Annotated in this window: 16 protein-coding genes; 7 read left to right on the forward strand and 9 right to left on the reverse strand. The window is 66.4% G+C overall.

Annotated features, from left to right (window positions below):
- Positions 1 to 56 precede the first annotated feature (56 nt).
- From AS031_RS17775 to bioB, 4 genes are read right to left on the reverse strand one after another with little or no spacing between them, the layout of a single operon-like run.
- Complete coding sequence (locus AS031_RS17775) at positions 57 to 491, reverse strand: very short patch repair endonuclease (RefSeq protein ID WP_058269494.1); 435 nt, start codon at positions 489 to 491, stop codon at positions 57 to 59.
- 19 nt (positions 492 to 510) lie between these two features.
- Positions 511 to 945, reverse strand: coding sequence for a pyridoxamine 5'-phosphate oxidase family protein (locus AS031_RS17780; RefSeq protein ID WP_058269495.1), 435 nt, complete (start codon positions 943 to 945; stop codon positions 511 to 513).
- Between the two features lie 53 nt (positions 946 to 998).
- On the reverse strand, positions 999 to 1,271 hold the full coding sequence (gene bsaP / locus AS031_RS17785) for a biotin synthase auxiliary protein BsaP (RefSeq protein WP_058269496.1): 273 nt from the start codon (positions 1,269 to 1,271) through the stop codon (positions 999 to 1,001).
- A complete protein-coding gene (bioB, locus tag AS031_RS17790) occupies positions 1,268 to 2,281 on the reverse strand; it encodes a biotin synthase BioB (RefSeq protein ID WP_058269497.1) in 1,014 nt (337 codons plus the stop codon). The genes bsaP and bioB overlap by 4 nt, the downstream gene beginning before the upstream one ends.
- Before the next feature lie 217 nt (positions 2,282 to 2,498).
- On the opposite strand from bioB, the gene AS031_RS17795 reads away from it, so the two are divergent.
- The 4 genes from AS031_RS17795 to AS031_RS17810 all read left to right on the forward strand — a co-directional run bounded on the left by AS031_RS17795 (position 2,499) and on the right by AS031_RS17810 (position 7,201).
- Positions 2,499 to 4,223 (forward strand): purine-cytosine permease family protein, encoded by a 1,725-nt coding sequence (locus AS031_RS17795; protein WP_058269498.1) that lies wholly within the window; start codon positions 2,499 to 2,501, stop codon positions 4,221 to 4,223.
- Between the two features lie 183 nt (positions 4,224 to 4,406).
- A complete protein-coding gene (locus AS031_RS17800) occupies positions 4,407 to 5,054 on the forward strand; it encodes a DUF6318 family protein (protein WP_228379666.1) in 648 nt (215 codons plus the stop codon).
- A gap of 185 nt (positions 5,055 to 5,239) precedes the next feature.
- The gene (locus AS031_RS17805; RefSeq protein WP_228379667.1) at positions 5,240 to 5,974 is read left to right on the forward strand and encodes a hypothetical protein; all 735 of its coding nucleotides are present in this window, start codon (positions 5,240 to 5,242) and stop codon (positions 5,972 to 5,974) included.
- Between the two features lie 150 nt (positions 5,975 to 6,124).
- A complete protein-coding gene (locus tag AS031_RS17810) occupies positions 6,125 to 7,201 on the forward strand; it encodes an alkene reductase (protein WP_058269501.1) in 1,077 nt (358 codons plus the stop codon).
- Positions 7,202 to 7,453: 252 nt separating this feature from the next.
- On the opposite strand, the gene AS031_RS17815 is transcribed toward AS031_RS17810, so the two are convergent.
- A complete protein-coding gene (locus tag AS031_RS17815) occupies positions 7,454 to 7,771 on the reverse strand; it encodes a hypothetical protein (protein ID WP_058269557.1) in 318 nt (105 codons plus the stop codon).
- Between the two features lie 120 nt (positions 7,772 to 7,891).
- On the opposite strand from AS031_RS17815, the gene AS031_RS17820 reads away from it, so the two are divergent.
- Both AS031_RS17820 and AS031_RS17825 read left to right on the forward strand, forming a co-directional pair.
- The gene (locus AS031_RS17820; protein WP_058269502.1) at positions 7,892 to 10,318 is read left to right on the forward strand and encodes a Tex family protein; all 2,427 of its coding nucleotides are present in this window, start codon (positions 7,892 to 7,894) and stop codon (positions 10,316 to 10,318) included.
- A 71-nt stretch (positions 10,319 to 10,389) separates the two neighbouring features.
- Positions 10,390 to 10,740 carry a hypothetical protein gene (locus AS031_RS17825; protein WP_058269503.1) on the forward strand — a complete coding sequence of 117 codons (351 nt, stop codon included), beginning with the start codon at positions 10,390 to 10,392 and terminating at the stop codon, positions 10,738 to 10,740.
- Here the strand turns inward: AS031_RS17825 and AS031_RS17830 are convergent.
- From AS031_RS17830 to AS031_RS17840, 3 genes are all read right to left on the reverse strand, one after another.
- Complete coding sequence (locus AS031_RS17830) at positions 10,737 to 11,582, reverse strand: YqjF family protein (RefSeq protein WP_082642044.1); 846 nt, start codon at positions 11,580 to 11,582, stop codon at positions 10,737 to 10,739. The genes AS031_RS17825 and AS031_RS17830 overlap by 4 nt on opposite strands.
- Positions 11,583 to 11,661: 79 nt before the next feature.
- The gene (locus tag AS031_RS17835) at positions 11,662 to 12,522 is read right to left on the reverse strand and encodes an NAD-dependent epimerase/dehydratase family protein (protein WP_058269505.1); all 861 of its coding nucleotides are present in this window, start codon (positions 12,520 to 12,522) and stop codon (positions 11,662 to 11,664) included.
- A gap of 2 nt (positions 12,523 to 12,524) precedes the next feature.
- Positions 12,525 to 13,445 carry an MSMEG_6728 family protein gene (locus AS031_RS17840; protein WP_058269506.1) on the reverse strand — a complete coding sequence of 307 codons (921 nt, stop codon included), beginning with the start codon at positions 13,443 to 13,445 and terminating at the stop codon, positions 12,525 to 12,527.
- Between the two features lie 156 nt (positions 13,446 to 13,601).
- Here AS031_RS17840 and AS031_RS17845 point away from each other — a divergent pair, with 156 nt between their 5' ends.
- Positions 13,602 to 14,189, forward strand: coding sequence for a hypothetical protein (locus AS031_RS17845; protein ID WP_058269507.1), 588 nt, complete (start codon positions 13,602 to 13,604; stop codon positions 14,187 to 14,189).
- Positions 14,190 to 14,325: 136 nt separating this feature from the next.
- Here the strand turns inward: AS031_RS17845 and AS031_RS17850 are convergent, their stop codons facing one another.
- Complete coding sequence (locus AS031_RS17850; protein WP_058269558.1) at positions 14,326 to 14,964, reverse strand: LysM peptidoglycan-binding domain-containing protein; 639 nt, start codon at positions 14,962 to 14,964, stop codon at positions 14,326 to 14,328.
- Positions 14,965 to 15,245: the final 281 nt, after the last annotated feature.

A 15,245-nucleotide genomic window follows, 5' to 3' on the forward strand; every position in this document is an offset into this window, starting at 1 on the left:
TGCTAAGTCTGCGCGGTCCGGATCAAGGAAGCTGGGTCCGGCGGGAAAAGATTGGCTCAAGACCGGCGCTGGTTTTCAAGGAACTGGACCAAGTGGGTCTCGAGCGTCGGGCCGTCCTTGAGTTCACATTCCCACACGGTCAGGACGTCCCAGCCGGCGGCTTCGAGCTGGCGGCGCTGGCCGGCGTCGCGCTCCCTGGTGCGGGTGCGCTTGGCCTCCCAAAAGTCGGCGTTGTTCTTGGGCGCGTGTTGGCCCACCCGGCAGTCGTGGAAGTGCCAGAAGCAGCCGTTGACAAAAATGACCTTGCGTTTCCCGGCGAATACCAGGTCCGGGTTGCCGGGCAGTTTGCCCGCGCCCGCGGCGCCGTGGAGGCGGTAGCGGTAGCCCTTGGCGTGGAGGAGCCTGCGCACCAGCAGTTCGGGCTTCGTGTTCTTGCCCCGGATCCGGGACATGTTCCAGCTGCGTTGCTCAGCCGTCAGCTTGTCCGCCATGGTTCCAGTCCAGGAGCGCCTAGATCTCGCGTTCGGGCTGTTCGCCGAAGTTGAAGTGCCGGCCGCTGATGGAGGCCGGTGCTATTTCGACGTAGAAGTCCTTCAGCGTGGGCACCCACGTCTTCAGGCCCAGGGCTTCCACCGCTTCCAGCTCGGCGGAAGTGGTCAGCACCCGTGCGCTCCCGCGCAGCACTACGGACCATGCCTGGTCCGAAAGGATGCCGTCCGTTTCAAAGAGCACCTTGGAGTTGATGGTCAGCTGTGCGAGCTTGTTGCCCGGCGCGGTCCGCAGATAGATCTTCCAGTCCGCGGTGACGTAGTTGACGGGGAAGATGTCCGGTTCGCCGGCAACGGAAACCACCAGCCGGCCGTGCTTGGTTCCTTCGAGGAGGTCCCACGACTGCTCGTCGGTGAGTTCGAGTACGGGCTGCCCATCAGCGTGTTCGAAGATCATGCAGCCATTCTTCTACGGGATGTAGAAAAGTGCCAGAGGCTTAAGTCGCATTCTTACGGTGCGGTGGTGGGGCCGTGGCGTGAGCATTCGGCCCGCCAGCCCAGCGGGGTGACCTGGACTTTCAGCCTGCGGCCGCACTGGACGCAGAACCGCGGAGGCTCCCACTGCAGGCTGGAGAGGCACTGGCGGTGGGCCGGCGACGGAGCCGCGGTGCCGCCGTCGTCCGCGTTCCCGCCTCCGTCCGTCCACGGTACGCAGGGGCCGCCGCAATGCCCGCAGTAGGTGCCGCGGGCACCTCTGGCCGCGCCGGTCCGGGAGGTGGTCACAGGGTCTTCTGCAATTCCTTAATGGGCATGTTCAGCTCCACCAGGAGATTGAGGTCCGCGGTGGCGGGCCGGCCCAGCGTGGTCAGGTAGTTGCCCACGATGACGGCGTTGATACCGCCGAGCAGGCCTTCGCGCGTGCCCAGGTCGCCCAGGGCGAGCTCGCGGCCTCCGGCGTAGCGCAGGACGGTCCGCGGCATGGCCAGCCGGAACGCCACGATGGCGCGGAGGGCGTCCTTGCCGTCCATGATCTCCTGGTGCTCCAACGGCGTGCCGGGCCGCGGATTGAGGAAGTTCAGCGGCACCTCGTGCGGATCCAGGGCCGCCAGTTGTGCGGCGAGCTCCGCGCGCTGCCCAAGCGTCTCGCCCATGCCGATGAGCGCCCCGCAGCACAGTTCCATCCCGGCGTCCTTGACCATGGCGCAGGTTGCCAGGCGTTCCTCATAGGTGTGGGTGGTGACCACCTGCGGAAAGAAGCTGCGGGCGGTTTCAAGGTTGTGGTTGTAGCGGTGCACACCCCACCCGGCGAGCTGGTCCACCTGCTCCTGTGTCAGCATGCCCAGGGAGCAGGCGATGTTGATGTCCACCTCCTGCCGGATGCGGTTGATGGCGAACCTGACCTGGTTCATCAGCTTGATGTCCGGGCCGCGCACGGCTGCCACAATGCAGAACTCGGTGGCTCCGGTGGCGGCGGTCTCCTTGGCGGCTTTGACCAGTTCCGGGATGTCGAGCCAGACCCCACGGACCGGACTGTCGAACAGCCCTGACTGACTGCAGAAGTGGCAGTCCTCGGGGCAGCCCCCGGTCTTGATGGAGACGATGCCCTCCACTTCCACGTCCTCGCCGCAGTGCTTGAGCCGGACCTGGTGGGCAAGGTCGAGGGCTGCCGGGAGGGCGTCGTCAGGGAGGCTGAGGACGTCCACCAGCTGCTCCTCGGCCAGGCCAATGCCTTGGTCCAGGACCTGCCGGCGCGCGGTGTCGAGGATGGCGTGGTCTGTAGCGTGGATGGTCATTGGCGGGTCCTTTGGGTCGCGGGAAGTCTCCTTCAGACGCTAGTTCCATGGGTGCCTGCGGTTTTTGTGGAGTCGCGACAACCACAGCGCGCAGCGTTTGTTGACAGGGCCAGTCAACGCTTAACGACTTCGAAACAATGCCGTGACGGGTTCGTCTCTTCGGCTGGATAGCGTCGCCTCCAGACCTTCGAACTGCTAACGAAAGCGAAGCACCCGAATGAGCCACGACTCAGAAACCACCCAACTGCTGGAGCCCGCCGCACCTCCGGGCGCCGCCGTCGTCGGCTCCCCGGCCGCCCAGGCGGCGGGCAACACCGCCGCACTGAACGCCACCAAGGAGAGCCTCGAAGACTACACGCTGCGGTTTGCCCCGCGGTCCTACCGCAAGTGGAGCGCCAGGGTGGTGGCCACCAGCGCGCTGGGCGGGATCGCCTACCTCGCGGACTTCTCCATCGGCGCGAACATCGGCATCTCCTACGGCACCGTCAACGCAATCTTCGGCATCCTGGTGGCCGCCGTCATCATCTTCGCCACCGGGTTCCCGCTGGCGTACTACGCGGCCCGCTACAACATCGACCTGGACCTGATTACCCGCGGCTCCGGCTTCGGCTACTACGGGTCCGTGGTCACCAACATCATCTTTGCCACGTTCACGTTCATCTTCTTTGCGCTGGAGGGCTCCATCATGGCGCAGGGGCTTGAGCTGGGACTCGGCATCCCGCAGTGGCTGGGGTACGCGGCATCCACGGTGATCATCATTCCCCTGGTGATCTACGGGATGAACACCCTGGCCAAGCTGCAGGTGTGGACCACGCCGCTGTGGTTGCTGCTGATGGTGGTCGCGGTGGGGTACCTGCTGGTCTCGCACCCGGAGAGCATCAACAGCTTCTTCGCCTACACGGGTGAGTCCGGCGACGGCGGCCCGAACCTGGCCTCCGTCATGCTGGCCGCCGGCGTCTGCCTGTCCCTGATGGCGCAGATTGCCGAGCAGATCGACTACCTCCGCTTCATGCCGCCGCGCACCGATGCCAACCGGGGAGCCTGGTGGCGTGCCGTGATCCTGGCTGGCCCGGGCTGGGTCATTTTCGGGGCCATCAAGCAGATCGTTGGACTGTTCATTGCCATCTACCTGATTGCCTCGCTTGATCCTGCGGCCTCCGCGACCGCCAACGAGCCGGTGCACCAGTTCCTCGGCGTGTACCAGGAGATGATGCCCGCCTGGCTGGCCATGACGCTGGCCGTGGTGCTGGTGGTCATCTCGCAGATCAAGATCAACGTGACCAACGCCTACTCCGGGTCCCTGGCCTGGACAAACTCCTTCACCCGGATCACCAAGACGTACCCGGGCCGGATGGTGTTTGTGGTGGTCAACCTGCTGATTGCCCTGGTCCTGATGGAAGCGAACATGTTCGACTTCCTCAACACCATCCTGGGCTTCTACGCCAACTGCGCCATGGCCTGGGTGGTCACCGTGGCATCCGATATCGCCATCAACAAGTACCTGCTGAAGATTTCACCCAAGGTCCCTGAGTTCCGCCGCGGCATGCTCTACGCGGTGAACCCGGTGGGCTTCCTGTCCATGCTCGTCTCCGCGGGTATTTCCATTGCGGTGTTTTTCGGCGCCTTTGGTTCCGGCATCCAGCCGTACTCGCCGATCTTCGCGGTGGGCCTGGCGCTGGTGCTGCCACCGGTCCTTGCGGTCCTGACCCGCGGGAAGTTCTACCTGCGGCGGACCGATGACGGCATCGACCTGCCCATGTTCGATGCGGACGGCAACCCCAGCGACGCCAAGCTTTTGTGCCACGTGACCGGCCTGGAGTTCGAACGCCCGGACATGGTGCGCTCGGCACAGGACGCGCCCGACGGCGGCCCGCAGTATGTCTCTTCGCTTGCCCTTTCCACGGACAAGTCGGGCGAACTGGTGCTGCCGGCCCAGAAGTAACGTTACGGGGCGTGGGCCCCGATTGATCCGGTTGGGAAAGCCGGCGCCTCCCAAGGCGCCGGCTTTTCCTGTGGATAACTCTTATCGCCCGATTGTGACCTGGGCTACCCTTAAGTCACTGCCCGGAGCAAGCCGTCGTCACTACTGGGGGAATAGCGGCCCATGATCTCGCATAACGTCCGTATGTCTTTCGGTCTTCGGCCTGCCGCCGCGGCCCTTGCCGTGGCCGGTGCTGTAGTGCTGGCCGGGTGTTCGGGGGGAGCCCCGGCGGATCCGGGAACATCTCCGGCCTCCGCCTCCGCCACCCCGCCCGCGTCGCCCAGCCCCTCCACTTCGCCTTCACCCACGCCCAGTGCGGTGTACAAGCCGGCCGACGCGTCCGGTCCGGCTCAGAACGTCCCGGTCCCCGTGCTGCCCGAAGTAGCGAAAACGGAGACGAAGGAGGGGGCCGAGGCATATGCGAAGTATTGGTTCAGCGTCCTGAGCTATGCCTATGAAACCGGCAACGTCGACATATTCGAACAGGTGGAGCCGCCGGGGTGCACTGCTTGTTTGAAGGTCAAGGAAGTCATTAAGAACTGGCACTCGGAAGGCCGTTGGTTGGTTGGTGGCAAACTGACCACTCCTGTCGCGAACACCACTTTCGAGAAGGCCGAGGACGGCCGATATCAAGTTGCCGTGCAAGTTCATCAAGAACCTTTGTCCTACATGCGCGCCGACGGTTCAGTCGCTCGAACTGATCCTCAGGCACCGGATCAGGGCAACCTCCTAATGTTGGACTACAAAGGCGGGGCGTGGACTGCCAGTGAACTCGGAAGCATCGTTGGTTGACAATGTTCCGGTTGAAGCGGCTCTGCCTAGTCGTGGTCACTGCGAGCGCCGTCTTGCTCAGTCCACTTCCAGTTCAAGCGGCTGATGATCCGGAGTTCGGTGGTGAGTGGAATCCTGGCTTGGGTATGAGCGGACACGTTTGGGACTCCGATCGCAACGAATTTGTCACTCCTGAACCAGGCGCAGTGAACACTGACCCCAATGAGTACAAGTACGAGTTGCAGTGCCATCTGGGCGGTGGAGACTTCGATACGCCGTGCCTGGCGCGCCAGTTGGAGTGCAAGGACGGTCCCGACGGCGAGGACGGCATCCCGGTCATGTGGCTGTCCCGGCCCCGTGGCGTCCCGGGTGCGGTCTGGGCGCCGCACTCCGGCCCCACCTGCCTCTACGACGCCAAGCCTGAGGACCTGCTGCCACGGATCGCCGCGGACATCCAGCGGGAGTTCCAGAACCTTCCGGTGAAGGCAGGCGCGGTCACGGCCCAGCCCAGCCCGCACACCCTGAGGGGAGCAGAGACCAACTTCTACGCCGAAGCCGTGGAACAGCAGTTCGACATCACAATGTTCGGCCAGCAGGTGCATGTTGTCGCCACCCCGGTCCAATACACCTGGAACTACGATGACGGCACGGTCTTCGGCCCTCAAGCCTCAATGGGTGGACCGCTGCCGCAGGAACGCTGGGGTGAAAAGACCAGGACCAGCCACGCCTATGGCTCCACCGGCGACTTCCAGGTGGTGCTGACCACGTCGTTCCAGGGGACCTACTCCGTCAACAACGGCCCGGCCCTGCCAATCCCCGGCCAGGGTCAGTTCAGCTCCCCGCCCCAGACTGTCAGCGTCTGGCGTTCCCTCACCCGAAACTACGCTGACGACTGCAATGCCAACCCGCAGGGCCAAGGCTGCCCGGGCGCCTCACGATAGGAGGCCCGATACCCGTAACAGACCTGGCAGGCGTGCGGGGCCGGCGGTCACCCGGGTGGTGGAGGTGTGATTCGCCTCGCATCTGGAATAGTTGCGCGCGCCTTGTAGTTGGCATGGACAGTAAGTCTTCAGCCTTCGAAAGGAACGCGCATGCTGTTTTCCCCACTCACCCTCGGCGAACTCGAGCTTCCCAACCGCCTCGTCATGGCGCCCCTGACGCGCGTCCGTTCAGGTGAAGAAGGCGTCCCCAACGCCCTGGTGGCCGAGCATTACCGCCAGCGCGCTTCCCTGGGCCTCATCGTCAGTGAGGGCACCTACCCCAGCGCAGGTGCCCGCTCCTACGCCGGCCAGCCCGGGATCTTCACTCCGGCGCAGGTAGCCGGGTGGAAGACCGTCACCGACGCAGTGCACGCCGAGGGCGGCCGGATGTTCGCCCAGATCATGCACGGCGGACGGGTCTCGCACCGGGACATCACCGGCGGCGCGGAGATCGTGGCGCCCAGCGCAGTCGCAGTGGAAGGTGTTGTCCGCACGCCGGCCGGCAAGCAGCCCTACCCGGTTCCCCGTGCCCTCCATACCGACGAACTGCCCATGGTCATCCAGGAATTCGTCAACGCCTCCCTCAACGCCATCGAGGCAGGGTTCGACGGCGTCGAACTCCACGCCGCCAACGGCTACCTCCTGCACGAATTCCTCGCCCCCAATTCGAACATCCGCACCGACAGCTACGGCGGATCACCGGAAAACCGCGCCCGCTTCGTGATCGAAACGGTCAACGCGGTGGTGGCGGCCGTGGGGGCCAACCGGGTAGGTATCCGCATCTCGCCCGAACACAACGTCCAGGGCATCGCCGAGACGGACGCCGACGTTCGAGCCACCTACGAAGTCCTGGTGGACAGCATCGCTCCGCTCAACCTAGCTTACCTGAGCATCCTCCACCACCAGCCCACCGGCGAACTTGTCCAGGATCTCCGCAACCGTTTTGGCGGCACCTTCCTGGTGAACACGGGCTTCGGCGTGGTGACCACCCGGGAAGAAGCCGTCGACCTCGTGGCCGAAGGGCACGCAGACGCGGTCGTGGTGGGACGGCCTGCCATCGCCAACCCGGACCTCGTCCGGCGATGGCAGGAAGGCCTCCCGCTCAACGAGCCGGACTCCGCCACCTTCTACTCCACAGGCGCTGAAGGTTACACCGACTACCCCTTCTTCGAGAGCCGGAACTCCTAGCAGCGAGGCAGGCTAAAAACACCCCCAACAGCAAGGACGGCGGCACCCGGTATGGGTGCCGCCGTCTTTTGTGCTGCAGGGTGTGCTGTCCCGGCAGCCAAAACCGGAAGCCATCCGACGACCCCCGGCCTACGCGGAATATTGGCCCGCCGGACCCCTCGAGAAGCCGGCGGTGATCGAATGCTACTCCAGCGAATGGACTTTCGCTAGGGGGGCTCTTACGCCCGGTTATGGAAGGGGGGGAAGGGACGCCTACAGCACCGCCTCGCGGCCGGTTCCCTCCTTCATCACCAGCTTGTCGTCCTGGATGGAGACGAGCACGCTTTTGGGTTTCCCGCTGACCTTGGTGATCGCCTTAAGGCCCCGGTTGGTGACCTCGACCCCCACCTGCGAACCCTTCGCCGGCAGTTCCACGGAGATCTCCGAAGCGATGCCAAGGATCGGATTCGTGGAAACATCCACGTCGCGCCACACCTGCTTCCCGTTGACCGTCAGGGTGATGTTGGCCTCCTCGAACCCCTCCTGAAAAACAATCAGCAGTTCCTTCATCACGGCCTCTTCCTCGAGCAGCAATTGCCTCTGACGGCATATCAACTACAGCACTTCGCGGACCCGAGCGGAATACCTTTGCCGAGTCGCCGGCGGCCCCGGCCGGTGGAGTGCGGCGGGCACGTAGGGCAAGATGTTCTGGTGACTCAACAGCCGCAAGCCCCTTCCGCTGCCCCGAAAGCTCCCCACCAGGACGATGCCATCCACGCCCAGATAGCCGGCGAACTTGGCGTCAAGCCCTGGCAGGTCAAGGCGGCGGTCGAACTGCTCGACGGCGGGTCCACCGTCCCGTTCATCGCCCGCTACCGCAAGGAAGCCACCGGCACCCTGGACGACGGCCAGCTCCGTGAGCTCGAGGACCGCCTGCGCTACCTCCGCGAGCTGGCTGACCGCCGTCGTGCCGTCCTTGAAGCCATTGAAGGCCAAGGGCAGCTGACCGCGGACCTGAAGAAGGCAATCCTCGCCGCCGACACCAAGTCCCGGCTGGAGGACATCTACCTGCCTTTCAAGTCCAAACGGCGCACCAAGGCCCAGATCGCGCGCGAGGCCGGCCTGGAACCGCTGGCCGATGCTCTCTTGAAGCGGCCGGACCTGGATCCGGAACGTGAGGCCGCCAAGTACCTCAATGCCGACCATGCCATCGGCGACCCCGCCACGGCACTCAACGGCGCCAGGGCCATCCTCGTCGAACGGGTGGCACAGGACCCCGACCTTGCCGCCACCCTCCGCGACCGTCTCTGGACCCAGGGCCGGATGGTGTCCCGCGTCAAAAAGGGCAAGGAAGCGGACGGCCAGAAGTTCGCCGACTACTTCGACTTCACCCAGTCACCCGCCGGCATGCCCTCGCACCGGGTGCTCGCACTGCTGCGCGGGGAGAAGGACGGCGTCCTGGAACTTGACCTCGCCGAGGCGGATCCCGCGGACGACGACGCCCTCGCCGCCGCCCGCGCACGCTACGAATCAGCGGTGGCCAGGTTCCTCGGGGTCGCCGACCGCGGCAGGCCCGCCGATGCCTGGCTGATGCAGACGGCGCAGGTGGCGTGGAAGTCCAGGGTCCTGGCCCGGCTCACTGCAGACCTTCGCGGCCGCATGTTCGCTGCGGCCGAGGATGAAGCCGTCCGGGTGTTTGCCGCAAACCTCCGTGACGTCCTGCTGGCCGCCCCCGCGGGGAACCGCCCCACCCTAGGACTGGACCCGGGCCTGCGCACCGGCGTCAAGGTGGCCGTGGTGGACGGCACGGGCAAGGTGGTGGACACGGACACCGTGTACCCGCACGCCCCGGCCCGGAAGTGGGACGACGCCTTGGCAACGCTTGTGAAGCTGGCGCGGCAGCACGCCGTCGAACTCGTGGCCATTGGCAACGGAACCGCCTCCAGGGAAACGGACAAGCTGGCCGCTGAGCTCATCAAGCTCCTGCCGGACGTGGACCGGAAACCGCAGAAACTCGTGGTGTCCGAGGCAGGTGCGTCCGTCTACTCCGCCTCGGCGCTCGCAGCTGCCGAACTTCCCGGAATGGACGTCTCGCTGCGCGGTGCCGTGTCCATCGCCCGGCGCCTTCAGGACCCGCTTGCCGAACTCGTGAAGATTGATCCCAAATCCATTGGGGTGGGGCAGTACCAGCACGATGTGACTGCCTCGAAACTGGACCGCAGCCTTGATGCCGTGGTGGAGGACTGTGTGAACGCCGTGGGCGTCGACGTCAACACCGCGTCGCCGGCGCTCCTGAGCCGGGTGGCCGGCGTCGGGCCCCTGCTGAGCGAAAACATCGTGGCCTACCGGAACGAAAACGGCCCGTTTGCTAAACGCTCGGACCTCAAGAAGGTGCCCCGGCTGGGCGCCAAGGCCTTCGAGCAGTGCGCCGGCTTCCTCAGGATCACCGGGGGAGCGGAGCCGTTGGACGCGTCCAGCGTTCACCCGGAGTCCTACGCGGTGGCCCGGAAGATCCTGGTGGCGGCGGGTGCGGCGCCGGCGTCAACGCTTGATCCCCGCGACTTTGTGGACGACACCTTCGGCCTGCCCACCGTGACGGACATCCTTGCCGAACTCGACAAGCCGGGCCGTGACCCGCGCCCGGCATTCACCACCGCGACGTTCTCCGAAGGCATTGAAAAGATCTCCGACCTCAAACCGGGCATGGTCCTGGAGGGGACCGTCACCAACGTGGCCGCCTTCGGGGCGTTCGTGGACGTGGGCGTGCACCAGGACGGGCTGGTCCATGTGTCCGCACTGTCCAACCGCTTCGTTTCCGATCCGCGCGAGGTGGTGAAGTCCGGACAGGTGGTGCGCGTCAAGGTGCTGGAAGCCGATCCTGACCGGAAGAGGATTTCCCTGACGCTGAGGCTCGACGACGAACCGGGCGCCCGTCGGTCCGAGCAGGGTCCCCGCCGGACCGAAGCAGGGCCGCCGCGTGGCGGCAAGCCTGGCGGCCAGGGCGGCGGTAAGCCCGGCGGCCAGGGCGGCAGGAACAGCGGAGGAAAGAACCCCGGCGGGCGCGCTTCTGCACCCCAGCCGGCCCCGGCGAACACCGCCATGGCCGAGGCGCTGCGCCGGGCCGGGCTGGGCAAGTAGGACCGGAACCCCGGCCGGCTGCCGGGCGCGTCGGGGTTTCGGGCGGGGCGGCTTTCTGCAAGGGTGGGGAGATGACCTATTTCCTGGAGTACACGGTCCCTGCCGCTTCCAGCGACGCCGAGTTTGAGTTCCCCCATGATGAGATCAACCCAGGCACCACGGTTCCCCTCAGCCAGACGGACGCGGACGTTGTCCATGCCCCCGAACTGCCCGCCCGAACGGGCATTGTGGGTGCCACGGTGCCCGAAGCGAAGCTGGAGGCCGAACAGCTGATTGCCAACAGCCGGGCGTCCGAAGCCTCGTTGTACTTCGATCCGTCCGATTCCCTGCAGGCAGGTGTGGGAACCCTCGTGGCCACCTTCACCGAGGGCACGGGCTGGCAGGACACCCCCGGGGAGGATCCACAGGGGAGCACGTTCTAGCGGGTCAGCCCGGATGCTGGCTTCCCCACCATGCGGGGCATGCCGAACCTCGTCTGCACCCCGGGTGAGTAGAGGACGGACTCCGGCGGCCCCTCTGTCCTGATGCCCGCGGACCCAACCAGCCCGTCGGCCAGCACGTGGACGTCCGCGTCAAAGAGGGGCCAGGGGCTGTGCGTATTGGGGATGAATGCGGTCTGGCCGAAGAACCGGCCGTGCATGCCGAACCGTGCCGTCAGGAAAACGGACAAGGGGTCCGCCGCTGCAGCGCCCAGGCGGGGGACAACGGCAAAATCGCTGCCGGTTCCACTGCCGAAGCGGCGCACCGAATAGCCCAGCGGGAAGGCTCCGCCACCCGGTACCGCGGTTCCGGCCCCGGTTCCGTGCTGTCCGCCTGCTCCCGGGGGAAATGCCGGCCAGCGCCGGATCCTGGACCAGACGTAGGGGATGCCCGCTGCCCGGGTGGCAACCACCACCGGCAGCCGGTTGGCGTCCAGGCTGAGGAACACCACGCCGCGCGTCCCGTCCGGGGCCCGTGAGTAGAGCCGCACGTTGACCTCGTTGAAGCTCCCCAGATAGGGGATGCCGGGCCCGCGCCCCAGCCCGGCTTGTTCCATCCGGAACCCGATGAGGCCTACCCACGAACTTCCGTCAAAGACGTCCGGGCGGACGCCCGCGGGCATGAACCGGGACGCCTCGGCCACGCTGATGCGCCAGTGAAGGAAAACGGCGTCCAGCCAGCGCTGGTCGGAGAGCACCGGCGCCGGCAGCCCCGGCGGGTGCAGCCACGCATCGTTCACTGCCGGCCCTGGGCGAGGACCACCGTCGGGTGTGGGAACAGTCATGGCTGAAGCCTAGACGGCTGGGCAGTACGTGACCCAGCCTGCAGGAAGCGGCTGCCCGCCCCGGAAGCCGCTCAGCCGCTCAGGGGTGCCGTACCCCGTTCCCTGCCAGGACGTCCCTGTACCCTTCCCGGAACGTGGGGAACGCAAAGGTGAAGCCGCTGGCCCGCAACAGGGCGCTGGAACACCTCTTGTTGCCGCCGCGCGCCGGTCCGGCGTCGCCCACCGCCGGGGCGGGGAGCTTCATCTCTGCGGCCAGGAACCTGAGCACTGAGCCAAGGTCGGCTGCTTCGTTGTCCACTCCGATGTAGACCGGTGCCGGGGCGGGCTCCATGGTGGCAAGATGCACGATGGCGGCCGCGGCGTCGTCGCGGTGGATGCGGTTGGTGTACCGGATGTCCTCCGGGACGACGGCGGTCCCGCCGCGCACCTGGTCGATCAACCGGGTGCGTCCTGGCCCGTAGATGCCGCCGAGGCGCAGCGAAACGGGCGCCGCCGCTGTTCCGGCAAGCCGCGACGCGATGAGGTCTTCGGCTTCCAGCAGGACCCGTCCGGAAAATCCGCCCGGTGCGGCGACGGTGGTCTCGTCCACCCGGCCGCCGCCGGCGTCGCCGTACACCGCAGTGGAGGAGACAAAAAGCACCCGCCGCGGGACCACGCCGTCGCGCTCCAGCGCATCCAGCACGTGCGAGGCGCCTTCCACGTAGGCGGCCCGGTAGGCGTCCTCGGTGGGGCTGTCCGCCGCAACGGCAATGACGACGGCGGAGGTGTCCGCCGGCACCGGCGGCAGGTCTGCGGACGCCAGGTCAGCCGCGACGCCTTCGATGGCGGGCGGCAGTTTCCCGGGGGAGCGGCGCCACCCCACCACGCGGTGCCCCAGGGCGGCGAACCGCAGCCCGGCTTCGGTGCCCAGATCCCCGCAGCCTGCCAGGAGGACCGTCATGGTCAGGGGGCCTCGACGGGGAAGAAGACCCGGGGATCCTGCAGCATGGCCGGGTAGGCGAAGGCCGAACGGTCAATGATCTCCGTGACTTCGAAATGCCTGCCGAACCTGCCGTCCGCCAGGGTGATGGGCCGGCCCGTCACTTGGCCGACGGCGAACTTGGCGCCCTGTTCGAACGGGACAGCCACGGGCGTCTTGCCCGGCAGCGTGGAGAAAGCCTCCTCTTGGGCGAGTCGCTTGCGGGTGGGCTTCTTCTGCTGCGGCTTCGGCGGTGCCTTCCGCGGCTCCTTTGAAGGCCGCCGGGACTTCTCCTCGAGGTACACCGGGGTGTAGCCGTCCTCCGCCCCGGGCTCAACGGCAGCTGCAGCGTTGCGGCGGTTCACCGGCGGCAGGGCCACGGTGTCCAGCGACTGCGGATCTACCTCGGGGTGCGGGTCGCGCAGGATCCACAGGATCTCCCCGTCCGGCTCCTGCGGAAGGAACTCATGCCGGGGCTCAGGCCAGACGTAGTCCATCTCCGGAATCGCGTCCGGGAAGATCGGACTGTAGAACCTGACGTCCTTGTGGACCAGCTTGGAGCGGTGGCTCAGGTGGAATTCCGGGTCGCCAAGCCACGGCGGCAGCGGAATCTTCGATGCATAATCCGGGTGCGCTGCCTGCGGGGCGAACTCTGCAATGTTGGCCCGTGTGTTGTCCGGGTGGCCGCGTTCCTCCCATTCGTCCACCATGGCCAGCCCGTACCTGGTCAGGGCCGGAACATAGCCCATCCACATGCGGATGGCCGGATGGGTCTGCCAGCCGTAGCCGGGAAGCACCAGCGCCCGGAGCGTCTGGAGCGCCTCCACCCGCTGTTTGCCGAGCCGGGCGGTGTCCAACGCGGCGGCGCTTTGCCGGAAATCAGGGTACGGGAGGAAGGTTTGCATCCACTCAGTCTGACGGCACCCGGCGGATGTGCCAATTGCAGTGCCGGGCGCCACAGGAAGACACATAAGTTGTCCAAATAGTGGACGCATGCATACTGGAAGGAGGCTGAACCACTAAGATCTCCGCAACCCCTCCCGCGTTTTGGAAGCTCCCTCATGACATCTACACCTGAAACAAGCACCATCGCCGCCCGCCCTGCCCTGCCCCGGTACGGGCTGATGCTGGGTCCGGAAGCCAACGGCATCCTGGTCCTTGATGAGTTCACCATCGACCCCGCCGCGGCCCGCAAGGAACAGCACGGCTTCCGCGCCGGCATGGCCACCGTGGCCCGGACCATGCGCCGTATCGCAGCCCTCCGGGTGGTGATCGCCCTCGTGGCCATCGGTAACCTGCCCCTGTTCCTGCTCTCCAGCGGCTGGTGGATCTACGCCGTCTCGCTCGCCCTGGTGGTGGCCGTGCACACGGCCGTGACGCTGCTGAACAGGCACGAGCCTCGGCTCAAGCAGCGGTCCGCGCTGGAACTGCACATGCACCGGGAACGCAGCGCCAACTACCGCAAGGTGCGCGACGCCGTGAAGTACATGATCGACACCCCTGCGCGGATGAACGAGCATCTCTACCTTGAGCTGCTGGCCGTCAAGCGCGTGGCACTGAACCTGGCCCACGGCACGGTGGCCCTGCTGGACACCACCGACGATTCCGCCTGGAAGGTCCGGATCGTCCGGGAGATCCCGGCCGCCTAGCGATCCGGTGCCTCCCGGCCCGGGAGGCAGTCCGGAAATACTTAAAGAACGACGCCGGCACGTCCCTTGTGGGGGCGTGCCGGCGTCGTCTTGTGGTCAACGGAATTTGTCTATCGCCGACCTGTCTGATGCCCGCTTAGGCGGGGAGCTGGAGGACCTGGCCCTCGAACACGACGTTGGGGTCCGTGATGGTGTCCAGGTTGGCGTCGGCAAGGTGCTGCCAGCCGCCTGCGATACCCAGCTTATCGGCGACGGAGCTCAGGGTGTCGCCGGCCTGGAGGGTGTAGGTTTCCCCGCTGAGCGCCACGGAGGTGGCGTGCCGTGCCGGTGCCTGCGCGGCCGGGGCGCTTTCCACTGCGGCTGCCTGCACCGGTGCCTGCTGGACGGGTGCCTGCTGGATTGGTGCCTGCTGGACAGGGGCGCCGCCGCCGCCATTGAGGCCAAGCTGGGATGAGCAGGACGGCCACGCACCCCAGCCCTGGGAAGCCTGGACCCGCTCCGCGACCGCGATCTGCTGTTCGCGGCTGGCGTCAGCCGGAGAGCCCGTGCCGCCGTAGGCCTGCCAGGTGCTGGAGGTGAACTGCAGTCCGCCGGAGAAGCCGTTGCCGGTGTTGGTGGACCAGTTGCCGCCGCTCTCACACTGCGCCAGCGCATCCCAGGTGGACGTGGGCGTGGCAGCGGTGGCCGCGGACGTGGAGAGGGCAATGCCCGCTGCGGAAAGAGCCGCCACGGTTGCTCCACGGCGCGCGACAGTACGGAAAGAGGATTTATTCATGGTGGTGATGCTCCTGAAGGCCACCGGCGCTGGCTCCGTCCCCGAAGATCGTCGCGCCACTGCCCGCCCCTGACAAATAGAGGTCAACGTCGGTGGCTGCCGCTGGGCAGTTCTGGTGTAGGCAGCACCGGGCATTCGTGCGCCCGCCGGGCGGGCATGCAATTCACGCTAGGACATCATCCTGGCGTTATCAAATCGAGACCGGATGGGCGTTTCGCCTGTTCCAGGCACGGGGACGGTTGCTGGAAAAGCGGGAAACCCCGTACGGGGATTATCCTGAC

The sequence above is a fragment of the Pseudarthrobacter enclensis genome (genome assembly GCF_001457025.1).
GTDB classification, from domain to species: domain Bacteria; phylum Actinomycetota; class Actinomycetes; order Actinomycetales; family Micrococcaceae; genus Arthrobacter; species Arthrobacter enclensis.

Bases quoted from the DNA above. Each gene is read 5' to 3' on its own strand.
- AS031_RS17835 (WP_058269505.1), bottom strand. From the start codon at position 12,522: ATGACGGTCCTCCTGGCAGGCTGCGGGGATCTGGGCACCGAAGCCGGG.
- AS031_RS17850 (WP_058269558.1), bottom strand. From the start codon at position 14,964: ATGAATAAATCCTCTTTCCGTACTGTCGCGCGCCGTGGAGCAACCGTG.
- AS031_RS17795 (WP_058269498.1), top strand. From the start codon at position 2,499: ATGAGCCACGACTCAGAAACCACCCAACTGCTGGAGCCCGCCGCACCT.
- AS031_RS17845 (WP_058269507.1), top strand. From the start codon at position 13,602: ATGACATCTACACCTGAAACAAGCACCATCGCCGCCCGCCCTGCCCTG.
- AS031_RS17830 (WP_082642044.1), bottom strand. From the start codon at position 11,582: ATGACTGTTCCCACACCCGACGGTGGTCCTCGCCCAGGGCCGGCAGTG.
- AS031_RS17780 (WP_058269495.1), bottom strand. From the start codon at position 945: ATGATCTTCGAACACGCTGATGGGCAGCCCGTACTCGAACTCACCGAC.
- AS031_RS17775 (WP_058269494.1), bottom strand. From the start codon at position 491: ATGGCGGACAAGCTGACGGCTGAGCAACGCAGCTGGAACATGTCCCGG.
- AS031_RS17825 (WP_058269503.1), top strand. From the start codon at position 10,390: ATGACCTATTTCCTGGAGTACACGGTCCCTGCCGCTTCCAGCGACGCC.
- AS031_RS17810 (WP_058269501.1), top strand. From the start codon at position 6,125: ATGCTGTTTTCCCCACTCACCCTCGGCGAACTCGAGCTTCCCAACCGC.
- bioB (WP_058269497.1), bottom strand. From the start codon at position 2,281: ATGACCATCCACGCTACAGACCACGCCATCCTCGACACCGCGCGCCGG.
- AS031_RS17840 (WP_058269506.1), bottom strand. From the start codon at position 13,445: ATGCAAACCTTCCTCCCGTACCCTGATTTCCGGCAAAGCGCCGCCGCG.
- AS031_RS17800 (WP_228379666.1), top strand. From the start codon at position 4,407: ATGTCTTTCGGTCTTCGGCCTGCCGCCGCGGCCCTTGCCGTGGCCGGT.